This is a genomic window from Lactiplantibacillus sp. YT640 (assembly GCF_049745435.1).
GTDB lineage: Bacteria > Bacillota > Bacilli > Lactobacillales > Lactobacillaceae > Lactiplantibacillus > Lactiplantibacillus plantarum.
Genome location: NZ_JBMNVY010000001.1, coordinates 211,672 through 226,569, shown reverse-complemented (window position 1 = coordinate 226,569; position 14,898 = coordinate 211,672). Strand labels below are relative to the sequence as shown.

Sequence of the window (14,898 nt, the reverse complement as noted above, 5' to 3'; positions counted from 1 at the left end):
GGTTGTTGTTGAGGAGATACGTAGTCAAGAAAAGGATGGCACAATGAATCTTAGGTGCCCAAAAATGGACCAACTGAGCCAAATATAATTTAAAGTTAAATTTCGATCCAGAACAGGTAAACGTTGGTAAAGTGAGACAACATAGCGTATGCTGTAGTTAGCATCAGACAATTAATCTTTGGGGAGTTGATTATCTTGAAAAAAATGTTAGTTAGTTCAGCCGTGATTGCTGGGATCATTGCGCTGGGAGGCGGTTATTACTTAGAAGCCGACCATCAGTCTAGTCAGTCGCGGGTTAGTGAAACACAATCAGTTGTGTCAAAGACTAAGGCTAAAAAAGACGCGTCATCTTCAGCAAAGTCGACGAAGCAATCGACAGCTGCTAAATCGTCGTCAACTAAAGCATCGTCAGTTTCCACAACTTCAGCTAATGAGTCACAATCCGAAGCTAGTGCAACGACTAGTCAGGGTAGTAAGACAGCTACTGCAGCTAGCTCGCAGGGACATTCAAATACCACTGCAACTAGTCAAACAACTACCGGGCAGTCTGCATCCGCGACCTCATCATCAACTAGCGGCCAGCAAACGACCAATCCACAGCAGTTAACAGCTAGTCAGATTAATGATTGGGCTTGGCAACAAGTGGCTAAGGACTATCAACAAACAACCGCCAATAAGCAAAACTTTGTGTTTAATCAGTATCAAAGCGGTGGTTTAGTTTACGTGGAAGTTTATGAAAATACCAACGCCGATGTCGCACACTTAGCGGGTCGTTTTCGGATTAACGCCCAAGGTCAATTGGAACAACAGCAGTTGGCTAAGGGGAACGTATGGCAAGTTGTTGCAACACAGCCATAATGGCGTCGTTTAGCAGGTTACAATTGAAAAATAGTTATTGCCAATTGGGTGTTCAGCGGGTGTCAATTTTGAACACCTAATTTTTAGTATCATCATGGTCAATTTGGTAGCTTGATTCAGCTGTTATCACGGGTAAGTGCCGGCAGGGCCCAAGGTAAGGTATGACAAGCTAGCCTAGTGATGCCTCAGTAATTTGACCAGGATATTGTAACCGCCTTCTTGCTCATTGTGACCAAATACGGCATACTGAAAGTAGTTCATAAAGATTGGTGGCTGGTTTGATGGCAAAAGAGAAACATGAAATTTATGACGAACAGGATAAGCGACTGGGCCGCTTGATTCTGAAAATACTGGGGATCGTCGCGATTGTCAGCGGCTTAGTGGGACCGTTCATTTACTTATTGAATGCAAACTGGGGCCGTGAGCTAGGAACCTTGGCCGTGATTTGTGGCGGCGTTGCGATTTGTCTGGGCCCTAAAGGTCGAACTGCAGGGGGCCAGTGGTTAGCCCTCTTGAAGACGCTGGGGTTGAGTATTTTGATTTTAGGATATTTTGTGATTGTCTTGAAATTATTGGGATAGCTAGGCAGTGTCGAATGCGTTTCTGTAAAAATGGTGGTCAGGATAATGCTGGCACCATTTTTTATTGTGCTGAAATAAGATTGGGGCTTGCGCTCCTATTATTATGAGAGTAAGATGAAAATATCATTAAATAACATGTTGATGAGAAGAGTAGTCAGGTTATACCTTTGACAGGGAGCCGTGGGGAGTGTAAAGCGGTAAGGTAGCGCCTGATGAAGATGAACTCGGAATGCCCAGTTGCGGTCGCAAGGCTGTACTGGCGGGACTGGCCGATACTCCAGTGAGTCAATAATGACTTGATGAGTTTAACGGGGTGACCCGTAATTGAACTTGGGTGGTAACACGCGACCGGCGTCCCTTGAAGATGGCGGCTTTTTTTGTAGTCATTTTTACACTGGCCTCTCTGTAGACTGCCCGACCATAACTAGATTGGATGGGATTGAGATTATGACAAAACAAGCTGAGAAATTACACATTGAAACGCGGTTAGCACAAGCTGGTAATCGGAGTGATGATGAGAAGACCGGGGCAATTTCGGCGCCCATCTACTTGTCGACAGCATATCGACATGCTGGTTTAGGACAATCTACGGGATTTGACTACCCGCGCGAGGCCCAACCGACCCGCTGTATTTTGGAACGAGTGCTGGCAGAGATGGAACACGGCATCGCTGCGTATGTGCTGACTTCTGGCATGGCGGCAATCCAGCTCGTTTTCACGCTTTTCAATAGTGGTGACAAAATTATTGTGTCTGATGACTTATACGGGGGTTCGTACCGCTTCTTTGACCTCTTACACGACCATTATCATTTGGATTTTGCTGTCTGGGATGGGCAGGATCAAGCGACATTGGCAGCACTGGCAGACGATCAAACCGTTGCCCTGTGGTTGGAAACGCCATCGAATCCAACCATGAAGGTCATAGATATTACGGCCACAGCGGCTACCGCACACGCCCATGACCTCAAGTTAATCGTTGATAATACTTTCTATACACCGTTGATTCAAAAGCCACTGGATCTAGGCGCAGACATCGTCGTTCATTCCGCAACTAAGTATTTAGCCGGTCATAATGATGTTTTAGCCGGTGCAGTGGTAGTCAAGTCGCAGGCGGATGCTGATGCGCTTGAATTTAATCTGGTGACGACTGGTGCGGTCCTTGACCCGTTCGACGCTTGGCTGCTCTTACGGAGCTTGAAGACTTTGCCATTACGTTTGCATCAGCAGGAGGCTAATGCGCAGGAACTCGTTACGGTCCTTGAGGCAGATGAACACGTTGAACGTGTCTTATATCCAGGACGTGGTGGAATGATTAGTTTTTATCTCGCTACGGGTACCGACGTCGATACCTTTTTACGAGCATTGAACGTAATCTCGTTTGCGGAAAGTCTTGGCGGTGTCGAGAGCCTGTTAACAGTTCCGGCAGTTCAGACACACGCAGATTTAACGGAAGAGCAACGACAATCAAAGGGGATCACCGCTAACTTATTGCGGCTATCCGTTGGGATCGAAAATAGTGCCGATTTAGCAGCGGATCTCAAGCAAGCGCTGATCCGAGCAACAAAATAAAGCAAAAGACTTTACTTACTTTTAGTATGTGGTAAACTATAATTATTATAAAGATATTGGAGGCATTTTTCATGGCAACTGCAACTTTAAGCGACGAAGAAATTCGCGAACGTATCAAGACGGGTAAACACATGTTATTCTTTACGGCGGACTGGTGCCCGGATTGCGCTTTTATTAAACCAGTAATGCCCCAAATCGAAGCGAAGTACGATCAATATGACTGGATCACGGTTGATCGTGACGCCAACATTGAAATTGCCCAAGACATGGGTGTGATGGGGATTCCTAGTTTCGTTGGGATCGAAGATGGTCAAGAAATTGGTCGATATGTTGACAAATTCCGTAAGACCCAAAAGCAAGTTGAAGATTTCTTAGATACACTTGAAAAGTAGTTTTGAAAGGCATGACGTTAGCTGATAACTAACCGTGTTAAAACGAGCCAACTCGAGTGCGTCCATGATGGTTAAGCTTTAACCACGATGGACGCGTTTGGGTTGGTTTTCGTTTGGGCTTCTGCTACACTATTAACTATTAATTTTGGAAACGGTGATAAACATGACAACAAATTTATTTGAAGATGTGGTGGTGCGGACGAACAAATTTGGTGATTTGCCCGTATTACACGTGTTTGCAGCTAGTCAAGCACAAACTAAATTACCAACGATCATCGATTATCATGGTTGGACAAATCAGACAGCGACTGAACTGGGTACGGCTTATCAGTTAGTACGCGCGGGTTTTCGAGTCATTCTCCCGACAGCGTATTTACATGGCAGTCGAAATGATGGGACTGATCTCGATCGGCATCCTGAACATTTTTGGTCGATTGTTGGACATTCAGTTGCGGAATTTCCACAATTAGTCGCGGCCTTAGTGGCTGCTGGAATTAGTGATGCTAATAAAATCGGTGTCATGGGAACTTCGATGGGCGGTATTACCGCTGCCGGTATTATGGCAACGCAGCCCACGGTAGTTGCTGGTGTCTCGTTAATTGGTTCACCAGAACCGGTGGCCTTTGCAACCGATCAAGTTGCACAATTACCAGCGGCATTACAAGCTAAGCTCCCAGCAGAACTAATTGAACAAACTTATCAACAATTGGCAAAGTTTGACTTATCTGAACACCCAGAAGCACTGGCGGGACGACCAATGTTCTTTTTCAACGGTACGGCCGATCAAATGGTACCTTATCAGTATATGCGTGATTTTAAGCACCGTTTTAAAGATGAGCCAGCCCTGAAGGCAACTGTCTTTAAACGCGCTGAAGGTGGCGTTCACCACGTACCTCACAAGATTCAAGAAGCTGCTGTCGCCTTCTTGGAGACCAACATTCTTAAATAATGCACACAGCACCCACACTGTTCATAAAACTGAACAGCATGGGTGCTTTTTATTGCCATCAATACCATAACCGTCGGACACTATGATAGCCTAAATCGCCTAAAAGTAGTGGTTCTGACAGTAACATTAGACAACCGCGTTCCAGTAAGAAAATCGCGAGATTCATCTCATCATCCCAGCGCGCGACCCGTTCGTTGAGCCGGCAGTTGTATCTTGAGCTTGCCTTTAGAGCCAGTGAATTCATTTTGAGAGGGTTGTGGCGCAAGCGGGGAATCCGGATGAGGAGCCAGGGATAGGCTAGCAGGTCGGAACTGATCAGCCAATAAACGGGGAGACTAAAGGTCAGCTGCCACTGTCCGGTCGGTTTCGCGGTAAGCGCATAGTACGTCATTATTAAAACGGGGAGTGCTGACAGTTCGGCAGTCAGAATATTAATTGCTTTATCTTTCATCATTATTTCACCTTGCTGATTGGTTAGATTAAGCCGATGGATAAGCGTTCGATATTTTCCAGAACAACGGCAGGCTAACACGATTTCGGACCAGTGTCAGGTCATCGAATTTGGTTAGTTAAGAAAATATTTATAAAATAATGATTGTTTACAATTGAATTTTGAACAATTTAGATGTATTCTGATAACCGTAAATGAAAACGTATACAATAATTTTAAAAAGAAGGCATTTACTATGGCAAAGATGATTGAAGCGTCTGTTGCAATGTTAAAAGTTATTGAAGCTTGGGATGTTAAACAGATTTACGGCTATGCTGGTGGATCGTTTAACTCAACCATGCACGCGTTGGATGTTGAGCAAGAACGGCTCCAATATGTGCAGGTACGTCACGAACAAGTGGGGGCCCTCGCTGCGGCAGCGGATGCAAAGTTGACGGGTAAAATCGGGGTCGCCTTTGGATCGGCCGGTCCTGGTGCCGTTAATTTACTCAACGGGTTGTATGATGCTAAGGAAGATCACGTGCCCGTACTTGCCTTGGTGGGTCAAGTTGCTCACACTAATATGAACTATGATTATTTCCAAGAATTCGCTGAAGAACCGATTTTTAGTGATGTGGCGGTCTTTAATCGAACCGTCATGACACCAGAAAGCTTACCATACGTCGTCGATAAGGCCATTCGGACGGCTTATCGTGAAAATGGGGTTGCGGTGGTGACAATTCCTAATGATTTTGGATATGTTGAAATTCCTGATCTTAATTACGATTCAGCAAGTGTCCCTGCTAAACTGACCGGCATTCCTACTATTGATGATGAACAAGTTAAGACGGTATTAACGATGATCAAGAACGCCAAGTACCCCGTCTTCCACGTTGGTCAAGGGACGCGTGGTGCAACCGAGGACATGATGGCGTTAGCGGAGCGTCTGCAAGTACCGATTATTATCACTGGGTTAGCCAAGGGCGTCATTCCTGATAGTTTTGATGGTAATATGGGAAGCGCTTATCGGGCAGCCTCGAAAGCGGCGGATGAACTGATGGGGATTACCGATTTGGTCGTTTCAGTTGGCGCAGATTATTCGTTCGCACAGATTATGTACACGACTCACGACTTCAAATATGTGCAAATTGAACTGGATCCTGGCAAGTTTGGTCGGCACCATCATTTGGATTTCGGGGTTAATGGCGATGCTAAAGTCTTCATCAAACGGGCCTTGGCATTAAGTGAACCAGCGTCACCGTCGCCATACTACCAAGCGGCTAAAGCAGATATGGCTGACTGGAAACAGTATTTGAAGAAGCTGAGTGAACGGACGACCGATCCACTTGAATACGAACAAGTCTACCAAGAAATCAACCGGGTCGCTGCCGATGATGCAGTTTTCTCAATGGATGTTGGCGACAATACGATTAATAGTTTCCGTTTCCTAAAGATGAATCCCAAGCAAAAATTATTGACTTCAGCACTATTTGCCACGATGGGTGCCGGTGTTCCCGGTGCGATTGCGGCGAAGATGAGTTATCCTGATCGGCAAGCCTTCAACATTGCTGGCGACGGGGCCTTCTCAATGGTCATGCAAGACTTATTGACCGAAGTTAAGTATCACTTGCCAATCTTTAATATTGTCACGTCTAACCAAACGTTGAACTTTATTAAATCAGAACAAGAAGATGTGCCGCAACCATATTATGGTATCGACTTGATTGATGCTGATTTTGCTAAGATAGCTGAAGGAATGGGCGTCAAAGGTATCCGTGTTGAACATTTTGATCAACTGCACGCAGCCTTCGAAACTGCGATGACCGAATTAAAGGCTGGTCGTCCGGTCCTAATTGATGCCAAGATTACGGACAAACGGGGGTTACCAGTTGAAATCCTTGATGTTGATCCAACCAAGACATCGGATGCTTCTGTCAGTGCCTTCAAAGAAAAATATGACGCGAACGAATTGAAACCACTAACCAGTTATTTCAAGGAGTTCAACGTCGAATAGTCAGTGTGAACGAGCCTGCAATCAATTGATTGCAGGCTTTTTCGTTCTAGGATAGGTCAGGAATGATTGTTAAAAGGTTCCGGTTAACTCGATTCCTGTTCGTCAGCCGGTGCGCGTCCTATGCCGACTGGAAGGCGTTTCGGTCAATGCTCAGCGGTGAAATTTCACTTAGCAAGCGTCCTTTGCTTGGTTAGTGGAAGACCAGTATTTAAGACGTGGGTTGCGGCTTAAATCTGTGTCCACCGCGTTCCAGCAATTGACGGAAATGCCTGGAAGTCGGCGTAGGACGCGTTTAACCAAGCATGTTTACGCTGATTCGAACTTTTTCCAGCGGGCCTAACTGGTTACTTTTGATCTTAAACCGGAACCTTTTAACAATATTTCGTGCAGAAAAGGCTTGGTATTATGCGGATATAATTTTAGGCGTCATTCTGCTTGGTCTGGGAGTTTTAAAAGCGGATAATGAAGCTAATTCTAGGGGGAGTGATGAGGATGAAGCGACGGTTAATTGCAGCGCCTACGGGTCTTTTATTGGTGGGATGGTTGATTGGCTGGGGCTTGCAAGCAATGCACCAACCGATGGGGACGGCTTGGACGGCCTACGCGTTTACGTTATTGATCTTATATACAATTTTGGCGACGTTTATCACTAGTATGGCGGATGCCTATCAGGGAAATCATGGTCGAACAGTACCGGAAAAACAATTTTACTGGTATATGTGTACGTTATCAGTCATTTTGACAATTTTAGCGATTTATTGGATGGCACACAATTAGGGGGATTAATGCTAATGCAAGATGAAAGTGATTGGTTAATGCGGCAGTTACATGCGTTCGCAACGGGGTTAGGGTACACGCTTAGTCGTCATAAGGGAGGCACAACTGAGGTGGTGTTTCCGCAAAATCAAAATCAGCCGTTGCCACATCAAGTCGAATTGGCACAACTCATTGACAGAAAGGCTTATGCTCAAGCCGCTCAGCGGTTGTTAGCGTTGCAGTTTGCAATGACGGAAGCTGAATTCTTGCAGCTCGGAATTTGGTTTTATGCGACGCTTAATCAATTTGACGACCAAAGTCTCGCTGCCGGGGGAATTTCACGAACATCGTTGGTGGCGGGATTGGAACAACTGCAACAATTGAAAATGTGATGCTAAGATTTAAGCAAATCACGAATGAATTTGGCAAAAAAGAGATTCAGCTATGACGGAAAAATTAAAAGTCGTGCTCTCAGAATTTAATCCTGAAAGCACGACTTTTAATTTAACGCGTGTTCAATTATCGGATCACATAGACGTGGTCGTGAATCAGGTCGAATGGTCGGAAATGAGCATTTAACTTGGTAACGGCCTCGTTATCCTGATAATTAGCGTGGTCCCAAAATTGTTTGGAACCCGTGGCGCCGTATTTTTCGCCAATGACGATCAATGGGATATCGTAAGGACTTTGCCGCATAGCTTGTAACAAGTCCCAATCAATAGTCAATTTGTCCGGTGACCAGGCCATAATGACGTATTTAATAGTTGCGGCGTACTTATTGAAGGCACTGACGGCATCCAACGCTTCAATCGTCGTGACTGGGTGGCGTCCCGTCTGATTGCCAGTTTCGTGTGTCCAATCCTTTGAATCCGTGGTATAAATTGGCTGACCAGGATGGAGACGTTTGAGGCCCTTGGAAATATAGCCGTTACCGGCCATGACTTCCAGAACTGGTGCGCTGCCGGTGAAGTCAGCTAGGTCTTTCAGAAATGGCGCACTGATGTAGGCCCACATCCCATACTGATCTTCGATATAGTCTCGAAAGTTGCGTAGAAGTTGGTCAACTTTTGGGAGAGCGGCTGATAGTTGGTTCCAAGCCGCATCACCAGCAGGATCACCCATGGCATATTGCTGATTGATGCGCTCAAAGAGATGGTCCTGAAAATCATCAGGGATTTCTAAGACTGGCAATTGTTGGGGAGCTAAGCCGGTTGCCAGCAAGCGGTCACTTTCCAAGACATTATTGATCAGCACTAGAATTTGGGGATCATCCTTAAATAAGTCGCGGTACTTCATTAACTGTTGAATATACGGGGCACCGGCTTGCTTTTTGACCCGCTTTTTTAATTGTTTTAACTTCTTGGGATTCATAAAAAACTCCTAGTCATCAAAGTGTAAGTCTAATTCTTCTTGGCCGGTCGCATCCGTTGAAACTCGATGCTGGCGACCATGTAAGTAACCATCCATCAACTGAAACAGTTCATAGCGGTCTTCACTGGATAATTGTTCTTGATTAAACGTCAACGGCTTGCCCGATAAAAAGATGCGACCGAGGTCATACTCTTCTTGGTCTGATTTACCTGACAAGTAATCGGTCGTGACGTTGAAAAATTCGGCTAATTTACGAACTTCTAGGTAGGACGGGGTCCGTAAGTCCCGCTCCCAGTTACCGATTTGAGCCGCGGTATTTTGACGAGTCGTCTTGTCTGCGGTCGGCATTTGATTGAGGGCCGCCGCGAGTTGAGCGAGGGTCATTTTTTGCCCCCGACGTAGTGCTCTTAAACGTTCTGGAAACATGTGCTCACTTCCATTCCTTAGATTAACGGTGCGGATAACGCCATGAATTCATCGATGTCCCGCTTGATCAAAGCTACACCAGCTTGCCAGAAGGCTGGTTTGGTCAGATCAACACCGAGGTGTTTGGCAGCTAGGGCTTCGGTCGACATGTTGGCGGTGTCTCGCAATAGGGCAATGTAGCGGTCTTCAAAGTCCGATTGTGTTTTAGCTTGAGCATAGATACCGAGACTGAAAAGGTAGCCAAATGTGTATGGAAAGTTATAAAACGGGACGTCGTCAATGTAAAAGTGCAACTTGCTAGCCCAAAACATCGGGTGGTAAGTATTTAAGGCATTACCATAGGCGTCTTTTTGGGCGGTTAGCATCAAGTCTGACAAAGTATCAGGAGTGACGATCCCGTGCTGACGGGCGGCATAGAAGCGCGTCTCAAACAGGAAGCGGGCTCGAATATCCAGAAACATGGCTAACGGATTTTGCATTTTAGCATCCAATAAAGTTAATTTGGTTTTGGCATCATCGGCCGCTTTGACACTGGCGTCAGCGACAATCAGTTCGGCGAATGTTGAGGCGGTTTCGGCCACGTTCATCGCGTAATCTTGACGCCAAAGTGGCAGATCTTGAATGACGCTGCCATGAAAGGCGTGCCCTAATTCGTGGGCGAGGGTGGCTGTGTCATTAGGTGAACCCGTAAACGTCATGAAAATTCGGGATTCGTGGGTCTCTGGTAGATTTTCCATATAGCCACCAGGCCGCTTATTAGGGCGGTTCTCAGCTTCGACCCAACGATGTTCAAGGGCGTGTTGGGCTAAAGCGCCCATCTTTGGACTAAATTGGCGAAAGTTGTTAATGACAAAATCGGCAGCTTGATCGTAAGTTTGGTTAGGAAGTTGTCCCAAGGTTAGTGGGGCTTCAATATCTTGCCAATCTAGTTGATCTTTACCGAGTAACTGGGCCTTACGCTTCAGGTAACTTAGTAAAATGTCCTTGCTGTCAGCGACAACTTGGTACATTGTGTCTAGTGTCGCTTGACTCATGCGGTTGAGTTCTAGTGGTTTTTGTAGGAAGTTCGTCGTACCATGCGCACGATAATTGGCAAGTCGGAAGCCCGCCAAGTGGTTCAACGTATCAGCAAAGGGAGCGGCGTGAGTTTGCCAAGCGTGCTCCCAGTTGCGCATTAATTCGGCGCGTTGAGCGTTCGGCATGGCGGCTGCTAACATGTTTTGAGCTTGACCCGCGGATAGTTGCTGGGTTATTCCGTTTTCATCGGTATAGGGCACTTGAATTTGGCTAACTAACGTGTCGTAGTGGTCACTCCAACCCTGAAAACCGTCGAGTGCTAAGTCATTGATTAGGGCTTCAGTGTCGTCATCTAGGAGCGCTAAGCCTTGCTGACGCATTTCGGTTAAGTTAAAGGCGATGGCTTGTAGTGACGGTTGTTGCACGAGCGTGTCAAAGGTGGCTTGATCTAACTTAACGAGCTGCTTCTTGAAGCGGGTTAATAAATTGTTTAACTGATTATCAAGTTGATAAATTTGGTTCAATAGTGGGGCGGCTTTGGTGTCGTCCGCATGTGCGGATTGATAAGCAACCACGAAAACGGTAGCTTGGTCAATACCGGCTTGAATGGCTTGCAGACTGTTGACGAGTTGGGTAAACCAGTCGGCGTCTGGTGTGTCAGCGGCAGCACGCCAGTGAACTAAGGTGTCTGCTGTCGTGGTCAACTGCTGTTTAATCGTGGACATTTTTGCAGTTAGTGCTGGGGAATCAATGCCACCAGCAAAGATACTGTCCAAATCCCACGTTTCGGAATAGTGCATAAAAAGAAGCCTCCTCAATCTGGTCTAGTTATCTTTAATTATAACGGTTATTATGAAGTAGTGGCGAAATTTTCCCGCTCAAAACAGATTTTTGTCTCATCAAGGAGTGAATTTTAATGAAGAAATGGTGGAACACACTGGGGGTACTCGTTGTTCTGGTAGCGGGAGCTGTGATTGGTGCTGGCAGTTATTTTTACCACGTGGCAATTGCCCGTGGTGATAAGTCATTTGTTACGCAGAGTACAAAGCTATCGAAAAAAAGTTCGGTTTATCACCAAAAGTATTGGTATTTACATGCGCGTAAGCAAACTTGGACTATTGAGTCATCGGATCATTTACGGTTGGTTGCTTGGTATATTCCAGTTAAAAATTCTAAGAGGACTGTTGTTTTGGCACACGGATTTGCTGGGAATAAGGGTTTGATGGGTGCGTGGGCGGGGATGTATCATGAACTCGGCTACAACGTGCTGGTTCCTGATTCCCGAGCAAGTGGTGCGAGCCAGGGAAAAGCGGTCGGCTACGGCTGGCTGGAGCGCCGCGACGACTTGCAGTGGGCCAAAACCGTCGTACATAAAACGGCCACAACTCAAATCGTGATGAGCGGTATCAGTATGGGTGCAGCCGGGATGACGATGGCCAGTGGTGAACGGCAGTTGCCACAGATCAAAGCGTACGTCGTCGATAGTCCGTTTACGAGTGCTGATGCGATTATTAGTTATCAAGCGGGGCAACTCTATCATTTACCCGCGTTTCCGTTAGTCAACGTAACCAGTCTCATTACTAAATTACGTGCTGGTTATAGCTTCAAAGAGGCGGATGCAATCGCTCAGATTCGTAAAAACCACTTGCCTATCATGATTATCAGCGGCACCCGGGATGATTTTGTCCCGACTAGCATGGGCAAGACGCTGTACCGCAATGCTCACCAACCCAAGTCTTTATGGTTGGTGAAGGGAGCCGGCCACACCACGGCCATTACTCAGAATTACCAACGTTACAAGCGTCACGTCGCTGCATTCTTGGAACAATACGTGCAGTAATGTTAGCTTGCTTGAATTAGCACTGATTTGTCATGAATCGTGATATTAAGAGGCCGTTTGTTTGATTCCTGTTCGTCAGCAATAATCGTCCGATTCCGACCTCTGGGGCTGGGTGACAATTGCTGGAACGTAAGCCGACGTCGATTTGAGCCCGTGCCCAACCCGCCACGTTCCGGCAATTAGCAGAAATGCCTGGAAGTCGGCGTAGGACGAACTAACTAAGCAAGGTTACGCTAACTCGCACTTTTTCCAGTGGTCCATAGCTGGCTGCTTTTGTCCTTGAAAGTTAGCATCCTAATATCACAAAAGCTCCCAAATCGATTCGATCTGGGAGCTTTTGTGATATTAAGATAATTATGCCCGGTATGGGACCTGGCAAGGTACATCGACGCCATCTTTGAGTGTGATCAGGTATAACTGGTCAAGCACGGCGGGGCCTTGTGAATGACGAGCCCCCCAAGTAGTTAGCAACTGGTTTAGGCGGCTAGCGACTTGATGGTGGTCCGCAACACAGTCTAAGTCTTGTGCGGCCTTAGCTAAGGCTTGTTGTAATTCGGGAATTGCGCGTACTTCGGGGTCACTATAAGCGACATCGATGGCGCGAATTAGCGCAATGGCGTTTTCGTTTTTTAACATGCTACCATCCCTCTCCTGTGATGTGGCGAACTTAGTCCACGTCCTAATTTAAGTATAGCGCTCCTAAATTGAGATTCAAGTTACAAATGTAACCGCTATCACAAGTAACGGTAGATCATTATTGTACTTTTGGTATCAGCTGTGTTATATTGTAATAGAAAAATAGAACACTAAGGAGGCCGTTAAATTGAAATTTGATGACAAGGTTCCGATTTATTATCAAATCAAACAGTATATTTATCATAAAATGATTGACGGAACGTTACCACCAGGGGCAAAGTTGCCCGCAGTCCGGCAGCTTGCGTTGGACTTGACGGTTAATGTTAATACAGTTCAGCGGGCACTCAGTGAGATGATTACGGAAGGCACTCTGACGTCCCAACGAGGTAAGGGGAATTTCGTAACGGAAGATCAGGCGCATATTATGCAATTGAGGACTACACTGGTGAACGAGCAATTAGCATTAGCGTACGACCAATTGCACGCACTAAATTTAAGTGACGCCGAAATCGTGGCGAGTCTGCAACAATACATTGCCCAACGAGAGGAGCACAATCATGACAGCATTGACGATTAAGGATTTACGTTATAAACATAATCAACGAATGATTTTACAAAATGTTCAATTAACCCTGGCGCCCAGCAAGATTGTCGGTTTATTAGGTGAAAATGGGGCGGGGAAAACGACCTTGATGCGACTAATTACGGGTAGTGCCAAGGGTCAGGGCAGTATTGTGATCAATGGCGCGACAACTGCCGTAGCCCGTAAGCAGCAGGTAAGTTTCACGGATCATTTGACTGGTTTTAGTGCCGGTATGAAATTACAACAAATCGCGCAATTTTATCAACTTGTTTATCCTGATTTTGACGCCAAACGCTATCAAGAGCTGGTTGACTTTCTGGAACTCAACCAACAACAAAAATTGGGTGAGTTGTCTAAGGGGACCCGCGAGAAATTAATCATTGCGCTGACCCTGAGTCGCAAAGTGGCTTTGTACTTATTAGATGAACCGTTTAGTGGGATCGACAGTATGAGCCGCAAAAAAATTATTAACAGTATTATCAAGTGGACGCCTGCCGAAGCGACATTATTGATTAGTGATCATTATGTCACTGAAATCGCGCCGATTCTTGATGAAATCGTGGTCGTTAAGGACCAAACAATTGTTGTTCATCAGGGTGCAGATGAGATTCGCGACGAACATGGCATGGAACTTGAAGATTATTATGAGAGCTTATATATGGGAGGTGTGACGGATGACAAGTAGTTGGTCACTATTTAAGGCCCTCAGTTGGCCACGCTTTAAGCAAATGAGTTTATTGATTGGTATCGAAGCTTTGGCGGTGATTGTCACTAGTTTGTGGACTGCCATCAAAGGAAACTTCACAGCTGCCACATTATTCTATAATTTATGTGCTTGGATGGCGTTACCTTTAATCGTTGGGTTTATCTTATTGGCAGTTTCAAATGAAAAATTCTTCCGGGCGGGGACGTTCTGGTTATTGCCAATTAGCGATTGGCGACGCTATACGATTAATTTAGTCGTTTCGTTGGTTGATATTGTTTATGTTTGGTTGGTCCAAGTGATTTTATTCTGCTTAACTCTGTGGATTGGTTGGAATGAACTGATGGGAGGCTTAACATCAGCGTCGCTGTTCTTTAGCCAGTTTGATGCGGGTAGTGCCGTGCAGTTCGCACTCGGAACGTTGCTAGTCTTAGTTCTTGTGACGATTCTGATTTGGAGCACGATAACGCTTTGCCATTTTGTTACGAATGCGACCAAGGGCTTTTTACCACGATTTCGGCAACGGTTCGTCAATGTGATTATCACGGTGGTGGTCATTTACGTAGCTTTCCGCTTAGCTAATTTGTTGATTAGCATGGTCAGCTTTCTCTCCAGTCAGCTAGTCAACCAGGGACAAATCGATTCTTTATGGGTCGGTAGTCTCGTCATGTTGGCAGTTATCTTAGTTGAAGGTGTGTTAAATACCTTGATGTTGCAAAAATGGGTTGAGCCAACCTTGAATTAATTTAGTAATCCTAAAAAATCACTCATTC

At 45.8% G+C, this 14,898-nt stretch carries 17 protein-coding genes; 12 read left to right on the top strand and 5 right to left on the bottom strand.

Annotated features, from left to right (window positions below; genetic code table 11):
- Positions 1-195: 195 nt before the first annotated feature.
- The 5 genes from ACOV1R_RS01080 (at position 196) to ACOV1R_RS01060 (ending at position 4,349) form a co-directional block, all read left to right on the top strand.
- The gene (locus tag ACOV1R_RS01080) at positions 196-858 is read left to right on the top strand and encodes a hypothetical protein (RefSeq protein WP_021356250.1); all 663 of its coding nucleotides are present in this window, start codon (positions 196-198) and stop codon (positions 856-858) included.
- A 281-nt stretch (positions 859-1,139) separates the two neighbouring features.
- A complete protein-coding gene (locus ACOV1R_RS01075) occupies positions 1,140-1,439 on the top strand; it encodes a hypothetical protein (RefSeq protein WP_003642655.1) in 300 nt (99 codons plus the stop codon).
- Between the two features lie 447 nt (positions 1,440-1,886).
- On the top strand, positions 1,887-3,008 hold the full coding sequence (locus tag ACOV1R_RS01070; RefSeq protein WP_217203103.1) for a PLP-dependent transferase: 1,122 nt from the start codon (positions 1,887-1,889) through the stop codon (positions 3,006-3,008).
- A gap of 71 nt (positions 3,009-3,079) precedes the next feature.
- Entirely contained in the window at positions 3,080-3,400 is a 321-nt protein-coding gene (locus ACOV1R_RS01065) for a thioredoxin family protein (RefSeq protein ID WP_003642657.1), read from the top strand.
- Positions 3,401-3,563: 163 nt separating this feature from the next.
- Positions 3,564-4,349 (top strand): alpha/beta fold hydrolase, encoded by a 786-nt coding sequence (locus ACOV1R_RS01060; RefSeq protein ID WP_021357056.1) that lies wholly within the window; start codon positions 3,564-3,566, stop codon positions 4,347-4,349.
- Between the two features lie 58 nt (positions 4,350-4,407).
- Here ACOV1R_RS01060 and ACOV1R_RS01055 read toward each other — a convergent pair whose 3' ends face one another.
- A complete protein-coding gene (locus ACOV1R_RS01055; protein WP_021357055.1) occupies positions 4,408-4,803 on the bottom strand; it encodes a hypothetical protein in 396 nt (131 codons plus the stop codon).
- A 232-nt stretch (positions 4,804-5,035) separates the two neighbouring features.
- Here ACOV1R_RS01055 and spxB point away from each other — a divergent pair, with 232 nt between their 5' ends.
- The 3 genes from spxB to ACOV1R_RS01040 all read left to right on the top strand — a co-directional run bounded on the left by spxB (position 5,036) and on the right by ACOV1R_RS01040 (position 7,941).
- Positions 5,036-6,793, top strand: a complete 1,758-nt coding sequence (gene spxB / locus ACOV1R_RS01050) for a pyruvate oxidase (RefSeq protein ID WP_011101858.1) — start codon at positions 5,036-5,038, stop codon at positions 6,791-6,793.
- Between the two features lie 462 nt (positions 6,794-7,255).
- Complete coding sequence (locus tag ACOV1R_RS01045; RefSeq protein ID WP_003642662.1) at positions 7,256-7,570, top strand: LasU family protein; 315 nt, start codon at positions 7,256-7,258, stop codon at positions 7,568-7,570.
- Positions 7,571-7,584: 14 nt separating this feature from the next.
- Complete coding sequence (locus tag ACOV1R_RS01040) at positions 7,585-7,941, top strand: DUF6483 family protein (RefSeq protein ID WP_027822933.1); 357 nt, start codon at positions 7,585-7,587, stop codon at positions 7,939-7,941.
- Between the two features lie 127 nt (positions 7,942-8,068).
- On the opposite strand, the gene ACOV1R_RS01035 is transcribed toward ACOV1R_RS01040, so the two are convergent.
- Genes ACOV1R_RS01035 through ACOV1R_RS01025 form a run of 3 tightly spaced genes read right to left on the bottom strand, consistent with a single transcriptional unit; the run spans position 8,069 to position 11,163 of the window.
- On the bottom strand, positions 8,069-8,920 hold the full coding sequence (locus ACOV1R_RS01035; protein ID WP_217203105.1) for an SAM-dependent methyltransferase: 852 nt from the start codon (positions 8,918-8,920) through the stop codon (positions 8,069-8,071).
- A 9-nt stretch (positions 8,921-8,929) separates the two neighbouring features.
- Positions 8,930-9,346 (bottom strand): helix-turn-helix domain-containing protein, encoded by a 417-nt coding sequence (locus ACOV1R_RS01030; RefSeq protein WP_003642665.1) that lies wholly within the window; start codon positions 9,344-9,346, stop codon positions 8,930-8,932.
- A gap of 17 nt (positions 9,347-9,363) precedes the next feature.
- Positions 9,364-11,163, bottom strand: coding sequence for a M3 family oligoendopeptidase (locus ACOV1R_RS01025; RefSeq protein ID WP_021357113.1), 1,800 nt, complete (start codon positions 11,161-11,163; stop codon positions 9,364-9,366).
- Between the two features lie 116 nt (positions 11,164-11,279).
- Here ACOV1R_RS01025 and ACOV1R_RS01020 point away from each other — a divergent pair, with 116 nt between their 5' ends.
- Positions 11,280-12,203 carry an alpha/beta hydrolase gene (locus ACOV1R_RS01020; protein ID WP_054519118.1) on the top strand — a complete coding sequence of 308 codons (924 nt, stop codon included), beginning with the start codon at positions 11,280-11,282 and terminating at the stop codon, positions 12,201-12,203.
- A gap of 354 nt (positions 12,204-12,557) precedes the next feature.
- On the opposite strand, the gene ACOV1R_RS01015 is transcribed toward ACOV1R_RS01020, so the two are convergent.
- Positions 12,558-12,839 (bottom strand): bacteriocin immunity protein, encoded by a 282-nt coding sequence (locus ACOV1R_RS01015; protein WP_003642670.1) that lies wholly within the window; start codon positions 12,837-12,839, stop codon positions 12,558-12,560.
- Positions 12,840-13,026: 187 nt separating this feature from the next.
- Between ACOV1R_RS01015 and ACOV1R_RS01010 the strand changes: the two genes are divergently transcribed.
- From ACOV1R_RS01010 to ACOV1R_RS01000, 3 genes are read left to right on the top strand one after another with little or no spacing between them, the layout of a single operon-like run.
- Positions 13,027-13,416, top strand: a complete 390-nt coding sequence (locus ACOV1R_RS01010) for a GntR family transcriptional regulator (protein WP_003642671.1) — start codon at positions 13,027-13,029, stop codon at positions 13,414-13,416.
- Entirely contained in the window at positions 13,397-14,107 is a 711-nt protein-coding gene (locus ACOV1R_RS01005; protein ID WP_003642672.1) for an ABC transporter ATP-binding protein, read from the top strand. Before ACOV1R_RS01010 ends, ACOV1R_RS01005 begins: the two co-directional genes overlap by 20 nt.
- Positions 14,097-14,870, top strand: coding sequence for an ABC transporter permease (locus ACOV1R_RS01000; RefSeq protein ID WP_003642673.1), 774 nt, complete (start codon positions 14,097-14,099; stop codon positions 14,868-14,870). Before ACOV1R_RS01005 ends, ACOV1R_RS01000 begins: the two co-directional genes overlap by 11 nt.
- Positions 14,871-14,898 lie beyond the last annotated feature (28 nt).

Coding starts and splice junctions, on each gene's coding strand:
- ACOV1R_RS01075 (WP_003642655.1), top strand. CDS start 1,140: ATGGCAAAAGAGAAACATGAAATTTATGACGAACAGGATAAGCGACTG.
- ACOV1R_RS01070 (WP_217203103.1), top strand. CDS start 1,887: ATGACAAAACAAGCTGAGAAATTACACATTGAAACGCGGTTAGCACAA.
- ACOV1R_RS01065 (WP_003642657.1), top strand. CDS start 3,080: ATGGCAACTGCAACTTTAAGCGACGAAGAAATTCGCGAACGTATCAAG.
- ACOV1R_RS01060 (WP_021357056.1), top strand. CDS start 3,564: ATGACAACAAATTTATTTGAAGATGTGGTGGTGCGGACGAACAAATTT.
- ACOV1R_RS01055 (WP_021357055.1), bottom strand. CDS start 4,803: ATGATGAAAGATAAAGCAATTAATATTCTGACTGCCGAACTGTCAGCA.
- spxB (WP_011101858.1), top strand. CDS start 5,036: ATGGCAAAGATGATTGAAGCGTCTGTTGCAATGTTAAAAGTTATTGAA.
- ACOV1R_RS01045 (WP_003642662.1), top strand. CDS start 7,256: ATGAAGCTAATTCTAGGGGGAGTGATGAGGATGAAGCGACGGTTAATT.
- ACOV1R_RS01040 (WP_027822933.1), top strand. CDS start 7,585: ATGCAAGATGAAAGTGATTGGTTAATGCGGCAGTTACATGCGTTCGCA.
- ACOV1R_RS01035 (WP_217203105.1), bottom strand. CDS start 8,920: ATGAATCCCAAGAAGTTAAAACAATTAAAAAAGCGGGTCAAAAAGCAA.
- ACOV1R_RS01030 (WP_003642665.1), bottom strand. CDS start 9,346: ATGTTTCCAGAACGTTTAAGAGCACTACGTCGGGGGCAAAAAATGACC.
- ACOV1R_RS01025 (WP_021357113.1), bottom strand. CDS start 11,163: ATGCACTATTCCGAAACGTGGGATTTGGACAGTATCTTTGCTGGTGGC.
- ACOV1R_RS01020 (WP_054519118.1), top strand. CDS start 11,280: ATGAAGAAATGGTGGAACACACTGGGGGTACTCGTTGTTCTGGTAGCG.
- ACOV1R_RS01015 (WP_003642670.1), bottom strand. CDS start 12,839: ATGTTAAAAAACGAAAACGCCATTGCGCTAATTCGCGCCATCGATGTC.
- ACOV1R_RS01005 (WP_003642672.1), top strand. CDS start 13,397: ATGACAGCATTGACGATTAAGGATTTACGTTATAAACATAATCAACGA.
- ACOV1R_RS01000 (WP_003642673.1), top strand. CDS start 14,097: ATGACAAGTAGTTGGTCACTATTTAAGGCCCTCAGTTGGCCACGCTTT.